We start from the raw sequence: 13,947 nt of genomic DNA, 5'->3' as shown, positions 1-13,947 counted from the left end.
CGGTTCGCGCGCGGTTGGCCGTTGTGCGGGCAACCGGCTTTGTGTAGACTCGAATGATGGCGCTGATTTCCCTGATCTCCCCGGTCCTGAAACTCCACGGCAACATTGCCCGTGCGGGTGCGCGCGCCATCGTCATCACGAAAACCATTACCACGAAAACGATCATTAAACGCTGATCGTCCGTCGTGCCCGCCTTTTTCCCCGCGCGGTCACAGCGGGGACGGAAATGGCGGGGAAGCTCCATCAAAGGGTTAGTCATGAACGTAGGTCTCGTAGGTTGGCGCGGCATGGTCGGCAGCGTGCTGATGCAGCGCATGCAGGAAGAGGGCGATTTCGACCTGATCGAACCGGTGTTTTTCAGCACCAGCAACACAGGCGGGAAGGCGCCGTCGTTCGCGAAAAACGAGACTACGCTCAAGGACGCGACCAACGTCGACGAGCTGAAGAAGTGCGACGTGATCATCACGTGCCAGGGCGGCGACTACACGAACGACGTGTTCCCGAAGCTGCGCGCGGCCGGCTGGAACGGCTACTGGATCGATGCGGCTTCGTCGCTGCGGATGAAGGACGACGCGGTCATCATCCTCGATCCGGTCAACCTCGACGTGATCAAGGACGCGCTCGTCAAGGGCACGAAGAACTTCGTCGGCGGCAACTGCACGGTCAGCCTGATGCTGATGGCGCTCGGCGGCCTGTTCCGCGAGAACCTGGTCGACTGGATGACGGCGATGACCTACCAGGCCGCATCGGGCGCGGGCGCGCAGAACATGCGCGAACTGCTGTCGCAGATGGGCGCGCTGCACGGCGCGGTGCAGGAACAACTCGCCGATCCGGCTTCCGCGATCCTCGACATCGACCGCCGCGTGCTGGCCACGATGAACAGCGACGCGATGCCGACGAGCCAGTTCGGCGTGCCGCTCGCGGGCTCGCTGATTCCGTGGATCGACAAGGATCTCGGCAACGGGATGTCGAAGGAAGAGTGGAAGGGCGGCGCGGAAACCAACAAGATCCTCGGCAAGCCGGCCATGGGCGAGCCGGGTTCGATCCCGGTCGACGGCCTGTGCGTGCGGATCGGCGCAATGCGCTGCCACTCGCAGGCGCTGACGATCAAGCTGAAGAAGGATGTGCCGCTCGACGAGATCAACGGCATCCTCGCATCGGCGAACGACTGGGTGAAGGTCGTGCCGAACGAGCGTGAAGCGTCGATGCGCGACCTGTCGCCGGCGAAGATCACGGGCACGCTGACGGTGCCGGTCGGCCGCCTGCGCAAGCTCGCGATGGGCGGCGAATACCTGTCGGCGTTCACGGTCGGCGACCAGCTGCTGTGGGGCGCGGCTGAACCGCTGCGCCGCATGCTGCGCATCCTGCTCGACAAATAAGCCCGCTTGCCTGTCCGGCCCGCGGGCCGGGCTGCACAAGATTACGCGTCGCGTCGGCCTTGAAGACATCAAGGCGGGCGCGGCGCGTTTTTCATGCGTGGCTGGCCCGCGGGATTTGTTTTTGATTGGCGGCCGTTAATCCATTAATCGCAGGCGGCGTGGATTGTCGAGCGACCGGGCCCGATTTGGCGGTCGAGGTTCTACGTGTGACCCCGGCGTGTGGAAGCCCGCCCGGCGAAAGCGCGAAAGCCGCGTCATTCGTTCCGGATGCGATGTTGTCACGACGACTTTCATCAATTGGGGCCGCGTTTTTCAATCAATCTGGCGCGCTGGCTGCAGCGTGCAGACCCGTGCGTCGGCTCGACGCGATCGCCCGGCGCGCCGATGCGCGAGCGCGGCCTGCTGCACCCGCCGGCGACGAATTCGGCCCGAACCCGATCGCGTGAAGTAAACTACGCGGTTACGACGCACAGACCCGCCGAAAGCGTCGCGTTCCGCGCGACGCTTTTGCATTTCTGCGGCAAATTTATTGACGCTTCCAACCGCGAATCCGAGCCGCGCCCGTGCGCGGCGATAGAGCCAACGATGTCCCGAATTTCCTTGTTTCCGCGTCAGTCCCGTCTGTCGCGCGCCGTGCGTGGCGCGCTGGCGATCCTGGCGCTCGGCGCAGCCGCGTCGGCCTGGGCGGCCGACACCGGCGAACTGCCGGCGTCCGCTGCCGGCGGCGCAGCGCCGCTTACCGTGACGGTCCAGCCGGGCCAGTCGCTGAACGACATCGCGAAAGCGGCCACGCAATCGCACGATCCCGGCGTGCTCGCGCGCGCCGGCCGCGCGCTGTTCGACGCCAATCCGCAGGCGTTCATGAAGCGCGATGCGAGCCGCCTGAAAGTCGGCGCGACGCTGACCGTGCCCGCGCTCGACGCGACAGGCGCGGCGCTCGCGCCGGCCGGTGCATCCGGTGCATCCGGCGCGACGGCAGCCTCCGCGCCCGTCGCTGCATCGGGCGGTGCATCGGGCGGTGCATCGGGCGGTGCGGCGGTCGCGCAGCATGGCGCGTCTGCGCCGCATCCCGGGTCGGCCGTGCAATCCGCGCCGGTGGCGCCGGCCGTGCATGCGGCTCCGGTGAGCGGCGCGAGCGTTGCTACGGCTACGGCTGCGGCTGCAGCTGCGGCTGCGGCTGCGGGGGCTTCGGCTTCGGCTTCGGCTTCGGCTTCGGCCGCGCACGGTGCGTCGGCCGTCGAAAGCATGCAGCCGGCGGCGCCCGCTGCCGGTGCAAGCGGTCCGCATGTATGGAGCGGCTCGATCCAGTCGGCGCCGTCGTCCGCAAGCGAGGCCGCGGTCCAGCCCGCGCCGGGCAGCCAGGTTTCGGGCGCGAACGAACCGGCCGGCGCGGCACCCGTCACGGGCGCGTCGCAGACGCGGCCGTCGAGCCTGCAGCAATTGCTGGCGCTGAAGAACCGCGTGCTGATGGAGTTGCAGAAGCACGGCATCGGCAAGCCGGCCACGACGAACGACGTCGCGCCTGCGCCTGCTCCGGCGCCCGCCGCGCCGCGTCCGGCCGCGAACGATGCGGGTGCGTCGGCTGCTGCGTCGACGGCAGTCGAGGCCGCGTCCGGCGTTGCCGCCAGCGCGGTGCAGCCGGCATCGGCGCCCGCGCAACCGGTCGCACCCGCGGCGGCGCCTGCGCGCGGTACCGAGCAGATGGACTGGCGTCCGGCCGCAGTGGCTGGTGCGGCCGTGATCGTCCTCGCGGCCGGCTTCGCGTGGCGCAAGCGCCGGAAGGGCCGGCGTACTGACGATACGGGTACAGCGGCTGCCGCTGCCGCAACGGGCGGCGCCGCAGCTGCAGAAGCCGAAGCCACACCGTCCGTCGAACGCGAACTGCCGATCCGGCCCGAGATGCCGGTCGCCCGTGACGCGGCTTCCGACATGAGCATTGCCGCGGCGACTGCCGCAGCGGCGGAGACGGTCGAGACGCCTGATGCGGATACAGAGCCGGCGCCGGAGGTGACAAAGCCGCATGACGGGCAGCCGGAATTGCCGTCTGCCCACGCCGCAGTACCGCCCGCAGGCGAGGTGGCTCCGGCTCCGCACGACGCAGAACCGGTAGAAAACGCCGCTGTCGACAAGCCGGCCGAGACGCCCGCCGCGCCTGTGGCGGCCGAAGCACAGCATGCGGCACTGATGCAGAACGCAATCAGCGCACTCAGCAGCCTCGACATGCCGCTGCCGCCGCGCACACCGGACGAGCCGTCGCTGGCGGCGGACGAGCCGGCTGCGCGGGCAGGGCAGTCCGATACCGGTAAAATCGCAACTAACGGTCAAGCCGCCCCGCGCCCGCCAATTGGCTCGAGCGATCCGGCCCCGGAACATCCGGCCGACCAGGACGACGAGTTCGATTGGGATCCGGACGCGGCGACGCCCGCCGGCCACGCGGGCAGCCCGTCCGCGACGTCGTCGCTGCCGCCGCTCGGCGGTGCGCAGTTCGGCGCGCTGAAGCTCGATTTCGATCTCGATCTGCCGTCCACGCCGGGCGCTGCGTTGCCCGCGCTGACGCCGGACGAGCTCGCGCGCATCGCACGCAACAAGCTCGACCTGGCGGCCGAGTACGTCGAACTGGGCGACCTGTCCGGCGCGCGGACGCTGCTGCAGGAAGTGGTCGACGCGAACGACGCCGCGACGCGCGACGATGCGCGCGCGCTGCTCGCGAAACTGGCGGACGAGGCGTGATGCGGATCGCGCTGGGCATTCAGTACGACGGCGCGGCGTTCTGCGGCTGGCAGGCGCAGCCGCACGGCAAGACCGTGCAGGATGAGCTCGAGCACGCGCTGGCCGAGTTCGCGCGGGTGCCGTTGCATACGACGGTGGCCGGGCGGACCGACACGGGCGTGCACGGGCTCGGGCAGGTCGTGCACTTCGACACGGACCTCGATCGCGACGATTTCTCGTGGGTGCGCGGCACCAACGCGTTCCTGCCGTCGACCGTTTCGGTGCAATGGGCGAAGCCGATGCCGGAGACGTTCCACGCGCGTTTCTCGGCGTTCGAGCGCACCTACTACTACGCGCTGTACGTGCACCCCGTGCGTTCGCCGATGCTGGCCGGGCGCGCGGGCTGGATCCATACGCCGCTCGACGACGACGCGATGCGTGCCGCCGCCGCGCACCTGATCGGCGAGCGCGACTTCTCGTCGTTCCGGTCGTCGGAATGCCAGTCGAAGACACCGGTCAAACACCTGTACCAGATCGACGTGCGGCGCGCGGGCCATTTCATCCATTTCCGCTTCCGCGCCAACGCGTTCCTGCACCACATGGTGCGCAACCTGATGGGCTGCCTCGTCGCGGTCGGGCGCGGCCGCTATCCGGCCGACTGGGTCGTCGACGTGCTGGCCGGGCGCGACCGCAGCCTCGCGGCGCCCACGTTCATGGCCGACGGGCTGTACCTCGCCCACGTCGGCTACCCGGCGGAATTCGCCGTCCCGCCCGCGCAGCTCGGCAGCGTGCCGTGGAGCGGCGTCTGGGCCGATCTGGACCCTCAATCATGACGGATCACGCCGTTTCTCCTCCGACTTCCGCCGCGGCGGGCTTGCCGCCGCGCACGCGCATCAAGCTGTGCGGGCTGTCGCGTCCCGAGGACGTGCTGCACGCGGCGGCGCTCGGCGCCGATGCGATCGGCCTCGTGTTCTACCCGAAGAGCCCGCGCGCGGTGACGATCGCGCAGGCGGCCGAACTCGCGCGCCTGGCGCCGCCGTTCGTGTCGGTGGTCGGGCTGTTCGTGAACGCGACCGAAGCCGAGGTCGAGGCCGTCGTGCGCGACGTGCCGCTCACGCTGCTGCAGTTCCACGGCGACGAGACGCCGGAGCAGTGCGATGCGCTCGGCCGCGCGGCACGCGTGCCTTGGCTGCGCGCGGTGCGCGTCGGCCCCTCGACGCAGCCGTCCGATTTGGTAGAATCGGCTCTTCATTATTCGAAAGCGCGCGGCCTCCTGTTCGACACCCTTGTGCCGGACTACGGCGGTAGCGGCAAGGTCTTCGATTGGTCTCTTATTCCCGCAGAGCTCGCGCGTCGGGCCGTTTTGAGTGGTGGCTTGAACGCGCAAAACGTCGGTGATGCGATCCGCCAGCTGCGCCCGTTTGCTGTCGATGTCTCGAGTGGCATCGAAGTGGAGGGCGCGAAGGGCGTGAAGGATCACGCCCGAATGGCGGCGTTCGTGCGCGCGGTGCGCGAAGCGGACGCCGGGTGATGCAAGCCGGTGCGGCCCCGAAAGCGGGGCGCATCGACCGATCGAGAGAGACACCATGTACAACCTTCCTGATGATCGCGGCCACTTCGGCCCGTACGGCGGCGTGTTCGTCGCCGAGACGCTGATTCACGCACTGGACGAACTGCGCGCAGCGTATGAAAAATTCCAGAACGATCCCGACTTCGTCGCCGAATACGAGCGCGAGCTGAAGCATTTCGTCGGCCGTCCGTCGCCGATCTACCATGCGCAGCGCTGGAGCGAGACGCTCGGCGGCGCGCAGATCTACCTGAAGCGCGAAGATCTGAACCACACCGGCGCGCACAAGATCAACAACGTGATCGGCCAGGCGCTGCTCGCGAAGCGGATGGGCAAGAAGCGCGTGATTGCCGAGACCGGCGCCGGCCAGCACGGCGTCGCGACCGCGACGATCTGCGCGCGCTTCGGGATGGAATGCATCGTCTACATGGGTTCCGAAGACGTGCGCCGGCAGGCCGCGAACGTCTACCGGATGAAGCTGCTCGGCGCGACGGTCGTGCCGGTCGAGTCGGGTTCGCGCACGCTGAAGGACGCGCTGAACGAGGCGATGCGCGACTGGGTCACGAACATCGAGAACACGTTCTACATCATCGGCACGGTCGCGGGCCCGCACCCGTACCCGATGATGGTGCGCGACTTCCAGCGCGTGATCGGCGACGAGTGCAAGGTGCAGATGCCCGAGCTCGCCGGCCGGCAGCCCGATGCGGTGATCGCCTGCGTCGGCGGCGGCTCGAATGCGATGGGCATCTTCTATCCGTACATCGACGACCAATCGGTGCAGTTGATCGGCGTCGAAGCGGCCGGCGACGGCCTCGACACGGGCCATCACGCGGCGTCGCTGATCGCCGGTAGCCCGGGCGTGCTGCACGGCAACCGCACGTACCTGCTGCAGGACGACGACGGCCAGATCATCGAGACGCATTCGGTGTCGGCGGGCCTCGACTATCCGGGCGTCGGCCCCGAGCACGCCTGGCTGAAGGACAGCGGCCGCGCGCAGTACGTGCCGATCACCGACGAGGAAGCGCTGAAGGCGTTCCACGATTGCTGCCGGATCGAGGGGATCATTCCCGCGCTCGAGTCGAGCCACGCGATCGCGTATGGCGTGAAGCTCGCGCCGACGTTGCCGAAGGACAAGATCCTGCTCGTCAACCTGTCGGGCCGCGGCGACAAGGACATGCACACGGTCGCCGAGCGATCGGGCATCGAACTCTGACCCCGACCGATGCGTGACCTGATCGAAGAACCGGGCGGTGGTGCCGCGAGCGAGGCGGAGGCGATTCAGCCTGCCGCCGCCGTGCTGCGCGCGCTGCCGTCCGGTATCGAACTGCATAACCGCGATTTCCTGACCGATGCCGCGCACCTGCCGGATGCGTCGATCGACCTGATCGTCGCCGATCCGCCGTACGGGCTCGGCAAGGACTACGGCAACGACTCGGACAAGCGTTCGGGCGACGACTTTCTCGCGTGGACGCGCGCGTGGCTCGAGCTCGCGATTCCGAAGCTCAAGCCGAGCGGGTCGATGTATATCTTCTGCACCTGGCAGTACGCGCCGGAAATCTTCAGTTTCCTGAAGACGAAGCTCACGATGGTCAACGAGATCATCTGGGACCGTCGCGTGCCGAGCATGGGCGGCACGACGCGCCGTTTCACGTCGGTGCACGACAACATCGGCTTTTTCGCGGTTTCCAGAGCGTATTACTTCGATCTCGATCCGGTCCGCATCCCGTACGACGCCGACACGAAGAAGGCCCGCTCGCGCAAGCTGTTCGAAGGCAGCAAGTGGCTGGAGATGGGCTACAACCCGAAGGACGTCTGGTCGGTCTCGCGCCTGCACCGGCAGCACGCGGAGCGCGTCGATCATCCGACCCAGAAGCCGCTGGAAATCATCGAGCGGATGGTGCTCGCAAGCTGCCCGCCGGGCGGCCGCGTGCTCGATCCGTTCATGGGCAGCGGCACGACCGCGGTGGCCTGCGCACGGCAGGGGCGCGACTTCGTCGGCTACGAGATCAACGAAAGTTATTGTGCGATCGCGCACGAGCGCGTGAGCGCGCTCGCCGCGCAGGCATGCGCGTGAATCGCGCCGCCGCATCGCCGAACTCTTACTTTGTATGGGACCGGAGTAAGCGCTAAAGCGCCAACTCCGGATCGACATAGGAAAATTGCCATGTCCCGTATCCAGCAGACCTTTGCCGCGCTCGCCGAACAAGGCCGAAAGGGCCTGATCCCGTTCATCACGGCCGGCGACCCCGATCCCGCCAGGACCGTCGAATTCATGCACGCGCTCGCCGAAGGCGGCGCGGACGTGATCGAACTCGGCGTGCCGTTCTCGGACCCGATGGCCGACGGCCCCGTGATCCAGCGCTCGTCGGAACGCGCACTCGCGCGCGGCGTCACGCTGAAGAGCGTGCTCGCCGACGTGAAGCGCTTTCGCGAAACCGACCCCCAAACCCCCGTCGTGCTGATGGGCTATGCGAACCCGATCGAGCGGATGGGCGTCGACGCGTTCGCGGCCGAAGCGCAGGCGGCCGGCGTCGACGGCGTGCTCGTCGTCGACTATCCGCCGGAAGAGGCGGGCGTGTTCGCCGAAAAGATGCGCGCCGCGCAGATCGATCCGATCTTCCTGCTCGCGCCGACGTCGACCGACGAACGCATCGCCGACGTCGGCAAGATCGCGAGCGGCTACGTGTACTACGTGTCGCTCAAGGGCGTGACCGGCGCGGGAAATCTGGATGTTTCGAGCATTGCGGGTAAAATCCCGGCCATCAAGTCGCGCGTGCCGGTTCCGGTGGGCGTCGGCTTCGGCATCCGCGACGCCGAAACGGCGCGCGCGGTGGCCGAGGTGTCGGACGCCGTCGTGATCGGCAGCCGCCTCGTGCAGCTGCTCGAAAGCGCCGCGCCGGAAGGCGCAGCCGCCGAGCTGAAGGCATTCATCGCCGAGCTGCGCGCCGCGCTGGACGGCGCGGGCAAGACGGCCGCATAAATAACAGATGAAAGCGGGCCCGGGCGCATGTCGCCCGACCCGCCACGGAACAGGAAACCATACGATGAGCTGGCTCGACAAACTGCTGCCGCCGAAGATCAAGCAGACCGATCCGAAAAGCCGCAAGGGCATTCCGGAAGGCCTGTGGGTCAAGTGCCCGTCCTGCGAGGCCGTGCTGTATCGCAACGACGTGGACGCGAACCTGCACGTGTGCCCGAAGTGCGATCACCACATGCGCATCGGCGCGCGCGAGCGTCTCGACGGGCTGCTCGATCCGGAAGGCCGCTATGAAATCGGCCAGGAAATCGTGCCGGTCGATACGCTGAAGTTCAAGGACAGCCGCAAGTATCCCGATCGTCTGAAGGAAGCGATGGACGAGACGGGCGAGACCGACGCGATGGTCGTGATGGGCGGTGCGATCCACACGCTGCCCGTCGTCGCGGCCTGTTTCGAATTCTCGTTCATGGGCGGCTCGATGGGCTCGGTCGTCGGCGAGCGCTTCGCGCGCGGCGCGCAAAACGCGCTCGAGCAGCACGTGCCGTTCATCTGCTTCACCGCATCGGGCGGCGCGCGGATGCAGGAAAGCCTGCTGTCGCTGATGCAGATGGCGAAGACTACCGCGATGCTGACCAAGCTCGCCGAAGCGAAGCTGCCGTTCATCTCGGTGCTGACCGACCCGACGATGGGCGGCGTGTCGGCAAGCTTCGCGTTCCTCGGCGACGTCGTGATCGCTGAGCCGAAGGCGCTGATCGGCTTCGCCGGCCCGCGCGTGATCGAGCAGACGGTTCGCGAGAAGCTGCCGGAAGGCTTCCAGCGCGCCGAATTCCTGCTGACGACGGGCGCGATCGACATGATCATCGACCGTCGCAAGATGCGCGACGAGATCGCGCAATTGCTCGCGCTGCTGCAGCGCCAGCCGGCCGACGCGCTGGCCTGAGCGCAGAAGGTGTGAACCGCGCGCGTCGCCTGGCTTCAGCGTCAGGCGGCGCGCTTCGTTTTTTGGCGTAGTGGCGGTACCGATTCAGATTTGATCCGATGAGCACTTTTCCCACTCTCGACGCGTGGCTCTCGCACCTCGAACGCGCACACCCGGTCGGCATCGACATGGGCCTGACCCGCATCGGGCAGGTCAAGGCGGCGCTGCAGTTCGAATTCGCATGCCCCGTCATCACGGTCGGCGGCACGAACGGCAAGGGCTCGACCTGTGCGTTCCTCGAGACGATCCTCGTGCGCGCGGGCTACAAGGTCGGCTGCCACACGTCGCCGCACCTGCTCGAATTCAACGAGCGCGCGCGCGTGAACGGGCAGAACGTCACCGATGACGAACTGCTGCCGCACTTCGAGGCCGTCGAAGCCGCACGCACGTCGCTGCCCGAGCCCGTGTCGCTCACGTACTTCGAATTCACGACGCTCGCGATCCTGCATCTGTTCGCGTCGCGCGGGCTCGACGCGGTGATCCTCGAGGTCGGCCTCGGCGGCCGGCTCGATGCGGTCAACATCATCGATGCCGATTGTGCGATCGTCACGAGCATCGACATCGACCACACCGAATACCTCGGCGATACGCGCGAGAAGATCGCGTTCGAGAAGGCCGGGATCTTCCGCGCGGGCAAGCCGGCGATCTGCGGCGATCCGGCCGCGCCGCAGACGCTGGTCGACCACGCCGAAGCGATCGGCGCCGACCTGTGGCTCGTCGGCCGCGACTTCCGCTACGAGGCGCAGCCGGGCTCGGAGCGCCAGCAATGGAGCTACCTCGGTCGCGAGAAGCGCTATCCGGCGCTCGCGTATCCGGCGCTGCGGGGCGCGAATCAACTGATCAATGCATCGGCCGCGCTGGCCGCGCTCGAGGCGCTGCGCCCGCTGCTGCCGGTGTCCGCGCAGGACATCCGGCTCGGGCTCGCGAACGTCGAGCTGCCGGGGCGCTTCCAGGTGCTGCCCGGCAAGCCGGCGATCGTGCTCGACGTCGCGCACAATCCGCACGCGGCGGCCGTGCTCGAACAGAATCTCGGCAACATGGGCTTCTTCCCGTACACGTACGCGGTGTTCGGCGCGATGCACGACAAGGACATCGACGGCGTGCTGCGGCACCTGAAGGGCGAGATCGATCACTGGTGCGTGACCGACCTGCCGCTGCCGCGCGCGGCCTCAACGGAGCAGCTCGAAGCTGCGCTGCGCAAGGCCGGCGTGGAGGAGGGCCCCGATTCGAGCGTGACGCGTTACGCGTCGCCCGCAGAAGCGTTTCGCGATGCACTAAAAAGAGCATCCGAGAATGATAGAATCGTGGTTTTCGGCAGTTTCCATACGGTTGCCGGCGTGCTGGCCTACCGTAAATCGCAGCAACACTGACTGACGGGCAGTTTCGGATTCAGCCATTCATGGGAATTTTCTCCTTCGGCAAAAAAGACGACGACGCGCCTACGCGGCGCGGCGGTCGTACCGGGGCCTCCCGGAACGTGCGCACGGAGCGCACTGAACGCGTCGAGCGACGCTCGCGCCGCACCGAGCGTCCGGAATCGGACGCACTGCTCCTCGATCCGACCCTTCCAGAAAAGCAGCGCGCGCGCCGTCGCCTCGTCGGCGCGATCGCGCTCGTCGTGGGTGCCGTGATCGTGTTGCCGATGGTGCTCGATTCGCACCCGAAGCCGGTGACGGACGACATCGCGATCGACATCCCGAACCGGCCCGCGCACCAGGCGGTCGCGCCGCGCGACGACGCGTCCGACGTGCAGGCGGGCGTCGCGCACGACGAGCCGCCGGCGTCCGATGCCACCGTCGCGGCAGTCCCGGCGCCTGCGCCGAAGGCGGCCGACAAGCCAGCCGCGAAACCCGATACGACGACCACGGCGAGCGTGACGCCGCCGAAGCCCGCACCGAAGCCGGCCGCCCCCGCGGCGAAACCGGCCGCGCCGAAGCCTGCGCCCGCAACCGTCGCGAATGCCGACGTCGCAAGCCCGGACAGCGGCGACGCATCGTCGCCGTCGTCGCCGGCCGGTGCGCGCTTCGCGGTGCAGCTCGGTTCGTTCAAGGATGACGCGACGGCCCGTTCGTGGGCCACCAAGTTGAAATCGGCGGGTGTGCCCGCATATGTCGAGCATCGCAAGCAGGCGGACGGCAGCACGGCTACACTGTTGCGTGCGGGCCCGTTCGCGGATCGCGCGGCGGCTTCCGCCGCGATCGCGAAGGTGCGAGATGCCGGGCTGACGCAGTAACGCACGATGCTGACGGCTTTCGACTACGCTGTATTGGCGGTGATCGTGTTGTCGGCGCTACGCGGTGCGTGGCGCGGCTTCGTCTCGGAGATTTTCGGGCTGATCGGCTGGATCGCGGCGATCGTGATCGCGGGCCGCTACGTCGGGCTGGTCGTGCCGTACATTCCGGCGAATTGGCCGGGCGGCGCGCTGACGCAGTGGGTGATCGCATTCGCGTTGCTCGTGATCGGCGTCGTGCTGGTCGCCGGCGTCGCGAACGCGCTGCTGTCGCGGATCGCGCAGGCGAGCGGCCTGGGCGGCGTCGACCGCTCGCTGGGCATGATGTTCGGGCTCGTCCGCGGCGGCGTGCTGGTGGTGCTGCTGGTCGCGGCGGCCGGGCTGACCGAGCTGCCCAAACAGGATTTCTGGCGCAATGCGCTATTGCGTCCTTTCGCCGAGCAGGGCGTGCACGAGCTGAAGCAGCTCCTGCCCGACGGCATGGCCCAGTACGTACGCGTGTGACGACGCGGCCGGGCAGGACGTAACCGATTTTGTCATCTTGAAGGACATGCCATGTGCGGCATCGTAGGTGTTATCTCCCAATCCCCGGTCAACCAGCTGATCTATGACAGCCTGCTGCTGCTGCAGCATCGCGGTCAGGACGCGGCGGGCATTGCGACGGTGGACGGCAGCAATTTCCACATGTACAAGGCGAACGGCATGGTGCGCGACGTGTTCCGCACGCGCAACATGCGCAGCCTGCCCGGCACCTACGGCATCGGCCAGGTGCGCTACCCGACGGCCGGCTCGGCGTCGAGCGAAGCCGAGGCGCAGCCGTTCTACGTGAACGCGCCGTTCGGGATCATCCTCGCGCACAACGGCAACCTGACGAACTGGCAGCAACTGAAGGACGAGATGTTCCGGATCGACCGCCGGCACATCAACACCAATTCCGACAGCGAAGTGCTGCTCAACGTGTTCGCACACGAGCTGCAACTGTCGACGACGGACCTCGAGCTCGATCCGGCCTCGGTGTTCAAGGCTGTCTCCGGCGTCCATCGCCGCCTGCAGGGCTCGTATGCGATCGTGTCGCTGATCGCCGGCTACGGCCTGCTCGCGTTCCGCGATCCGTTCGGCATCCGCCCGCTCTGCATCGGCAAGCTCGAGACCGAGCACGGCACCGAGTGGATGGTCGCGTCGGAGTCGGTGGCGGTCGAAGGCATCGGTTTCGAATTCGTGCGCGACGTGCGGCCCGGCGAAGCGATCTTCATCGACCCGGCCGGCAACTTCCACAGCCAGCAATGCGCGGAGCAGCCGACGCTGAATCCGTGCATGTTCGAATACGTGTACCTCGCGCGTCCGGATTCGTGCCTCGACGGCGTGCCGGTCTACAACGTGCGCCTGCGCATGGGCGACTATCTCGCCGAGAAGATCAAGCGCGAGCTGCCGAACGTGCCGATCGACGTCGTGATGCCGATTCCCGATTCGTCGCGCCCGGCCGCGATGCAGGTCGCAGCGAAGCTCGGCGTCGAGTATCGCGAAGGCTTCTTCAAGAACCGCTACGTCGGCCGGACGTTCATCATGCCGGGGCAGGCCGTGCGCAAGAAGTCGGTGCGCCAGAAGCTCAACGCGATGAGCATCGAGTTCAAGGACAAGAACGTGCTGATCGTCGACGATTCCATCGTGCGCGGCACGACCTCGCACGAAATCGTGCAGATGGCGCGCGATGCGGGCGCGAAGTCGGTGATCTTCGCGTCGGCGGCGCCGCCCGTGAAGTTCCCGAACGTGTACGGCATCGACATGCCGACGCGTGGCGAGCTCGTCGCGCACGGCCGCACCGACGACGAAGTCGCGAAGATCATCGGCGCCGACTACCTGATCTACCAGGACGTCGACGACCTGCGCCGCGCGGTGCGCGACATCAACCCGAAGCTCGAACATTTCGAGGCGTCGTGCTTCGACGGCAACTACATCACCGGCGATGTCACGCCCGAGTATCTCGACAGGATCGAGCGCGCGCGCCTCACGCCGGCGTCGCAGGCCGATCGCGACACGGCCGGCGACACCGAGCGCTCGCAGATGAACCTGCAACTGTCGGTCGAGTGACACCGGCGTACGCTTTTG

The 13,947-nt window shown here is 67.5% G+C and carries 13 protein-coding genes; all 13 read left to right on the top strand.

The window, feature by feature from the left end:
• The first annotated feature begins 56 nt into the window (after positions 1-56).
• The 13 genes from CUJ89_RS38660 (at position 57) to purF (ending at position 13,929) form a co-directional block, all read left to right on the top strand.
• Positions 57-176 carry a hypothetical protein gene (locus tag CUJ89_RS38660; protein ID WP_047901343.1) on the top strand — a complete coding sequence of 40 codons (120 nt, stop codon included), beginning with the start codon at positions 57-59 and terminating at the stop codon, positions 174-176.
• An 81-nt stretch (positions 177-257) separates the two neighbouring features.
• Positions 258-1,379 carry an aspartate-semialdehyde dehydrogenase gene (gene asd, locus CUJ89_RS27420; protein ID WP_114180463.1) on the top strand — a complete coding sequence of 374 codons (1,122 nt, stop codon included), beginning with the start codon at positions 258-260 and terminating at the stop codon, positions 1,377-1,379.
• A 585-nt stretch (positions 1,380-1,964) separates the two neighbouring features.
• Positions 1,965-4,109, top strand: coding sequence for a FimV/HubP family polar landmark protein (locus CUJ89_RS27415; RefSeq protein WP_114180462.1), 2,145 nt, complete (start codon positions 1,965-1,967; stop codon positions 4,107-4,109).
• On the top strand, positions 4,109-4,921 hold the full coding sequence (gene truA / locus CUJ89_RS27410) for a tRNA pseudouridine(38-40) synthase TruA (protein ID WP_114180461.1): 813 nt from the start codon (positions 4,109-4,111) through the stop codon (positions 4,919-4,921). Before CUJ89_RS27415 ends, truA begins: the two co-directional genes overlap by 1 nt.
• Positions 4,918-5,619, top strand: a complete 702-nt coding sequence (locus CUJ89_RS27405; protein ID WP_114180460.1) for a phosphoribosylanthranilate isomerase — start codon at positions 4,918-4,920, stop codon at positions 5,617-5,619. The genes truA and CUJ89_RS27405 overlap by 4 nt, the downstream gene beginning before the upstream one ends.
• A 55-nt stretch (positions 5,620-5,674) precedes the next feature.
• Positions 5,675-6,868, top strand: a complete 1,194-nt coding sequence (gene trpB, locus CUJ89_RS27400) for a tryptophan synthase subunit beta (RefSeq protein WP_114180459.1) — start codon at positions 5,675-5,677, stop codon at positions 6,866-6,868.
• A gap of 9 nt (positions 6,869-6,877) precedes the next feature.
• Entirely contained in the window at positions 6,878-7,729 is an 852-nt protein-coding gene (locus CUJ89_RS27395; RefSeq protein WP_114180458.1) for a DNA-methyltransferase, read from the top strand.
• Between the two features lie 90 nt (positions 7,730-7,819).
• Complete coding sequence (gene trpA, locus CUJ89_RS27390) at positions 7,820-8,635, top strand: tryptophan synthase subunit alpha (protein ID WP_114180457.1); 816 nt, start codon at positions 7,820-7,822, stop codon at positions 8,633-8,635.
• Positions 8,636-8,699: 64 nt separating this feature from the next.
• On the top strand, positions 8,700-9,572 hold the full coding sequence (gene accD, locus CUJ89_RS27385) for an acetyl-CoA carboxylase, carboxyltransferase subunit beta (protein WP_114180456.1): 873 nt from the start codon (positions 8,700-8,702) through the stop codon (positions 9,570-9,572).
• A gap of 98 nt (positions 9,573-9,670) precedes the next feature.
• A complete protein-coding gene (folC, locus tag CUJ89_RS27380) occupies positions 9,671-10,981 on the top strand; it encodes a bifunctional tetrahydrofolate synthase/dihydrofolate synthase (RefSeq protein WP_114180455.1) in 1,311 nt (436 codons plus the stop codon).
• A 29-nt stretch (positions 10,982-11,010) separates the two neighbouring features.
• On the top strand, positions 11,011-11,844 hold the full coding sequence (locus tag CUJ89_RS27375) for an SPOR domain-containing protein (RefSeq protein WP_114180454.1): 834 nt from the start codon (positions 11,011-11,013) through the stop codon (positions 11,842-11,844).
• Between the two features lie 6 nt (positions 11,845-11,850).
• On the top strand, positions 11,851-12,345 hold the full coding sequence (locus CUJ89_RS27370) for a CvpA family protein (RefSeq protein WP_034179985.1): 495 nt from the start codon (positions 11,851-11,853) through the stop codon (positions 12,343-12,345).
• A gap of 51 nt (positions 12,346-12,396) precedes the next feature.
• Positions 12,397-13,929, top strand: a complete 1,533-nt coding sequence (purF, locus tag CUJ89_RS27365; protein ID WP_114180453.1) for an amidophosphoribosyltransferase — start codon at positions 12,397-12,399, stop codon at positions 13,927-13,929.
• Positions 13,930-13,947 lie beyond the last annotated feature (18 nt).

Origin of the sequence: Burkholderia pyrrocinia (assembly GCF_003330765.1) — a bacterium.
GTDB lineage: Bacteria > Pseudomonadota > Gammaproteobacteria > Burkholderiales > Burkholderiaceae > Burkholderia > Burkholderia pyrrocinia_B.
Note: the sequence above shows the minus strand (reverse complement) of the source record. Positions and strands in the feature narration are given on the sequence as shown.

Bases quoted from the DNA above. Each gene is read 5' to 3' on its own strand.
- accD (WP_114180456.1), top strand. From the start codon at position 8,700: ATGAGCTGGCTCGACAAACTGCTGCCGCCGAAGATCAAGCAGACCGAT.
- trpA (WP_114180457.1), top strand. From the start codon at position 7,820: ATGTCCCGTATCCAGCAGACCTTTGCCGCGCTCGCCGAACAAGGCCGA.
- trpB (WP_114180459.1), top strand. From the start codon at position 5,675: ATGTACAACCTTCCTGATGATCGCGGCCACTTCGGCCCGTACGGCGGC.
- asd (WP_114180463.1), top strand. From the start codon at position 258: ATGAACGTAGGTCTCGTAGGTTGGCGCGGCATGGTCGGCAGCGTGCTG.
- CUJ89_RS27375 (WP_114180454.1), top strand. From the start codon at position 11,011: ATGGGAATTTTCTCCTTCGGCAAAAAAGACGACGACGCGCCTACGCGG.
- CUJ89_RS27395 (WP_114180458.1), top strand. From the start codon at position 6,878: ATGCGTGACCTGATCGAAGAACCGGGCGGTGGTGCCGCGAGCGAGGCG.
- CUJ89_RS27405 (WP_114180460.1), top strand. From the start codon at position 4,918: ATGACGGATCACGCCGTTTCTCCTCCGACTTCCGCCGCGGCGGGCTTG.
- truA (WP_114180461.1), top strand. From the start codon at position 4,109: ATGCGGATCGCGCTGGGCATTCAGTACGACGGCGCGGCGTTCTGCGGC.
- CUJ89_RS27370 (WP_034179985.1), top strand. From the start codon at position 11,851: ATGCTGACGGCTTTCGACTACGCTGTATTGGCGGTGATCGTGTTGTCG.
- CUJ89_RS38660 (WP_047901343.1), top strand. From the start codon at position 57: ATGGCGCTGATTTCCCTGATCTCCCCGGTCCTGAAACTCCACGGCAAC.
- CUJ89_RS27415 (WP_114180462.1), top strand. From the start codon at position 1,965: ATGTCCCGAATTTCCTTGTTTCCGCGTCAGTCCCGTCTGTCGCGCGCC.
- folC (WP_114180455.1), top strand. From the start codon at position 9,671: ATGAGCACTTTTCCCACTCTCGACGCGTGGCTCTCGCACCTCGAACGC.
- purF (WP_114180453.1), top strand. From the start codon at position 12,397: ATGTGCGGCATCGTAGGTGTTATCTCCCAATCCCCGGTCAACCAGCTG.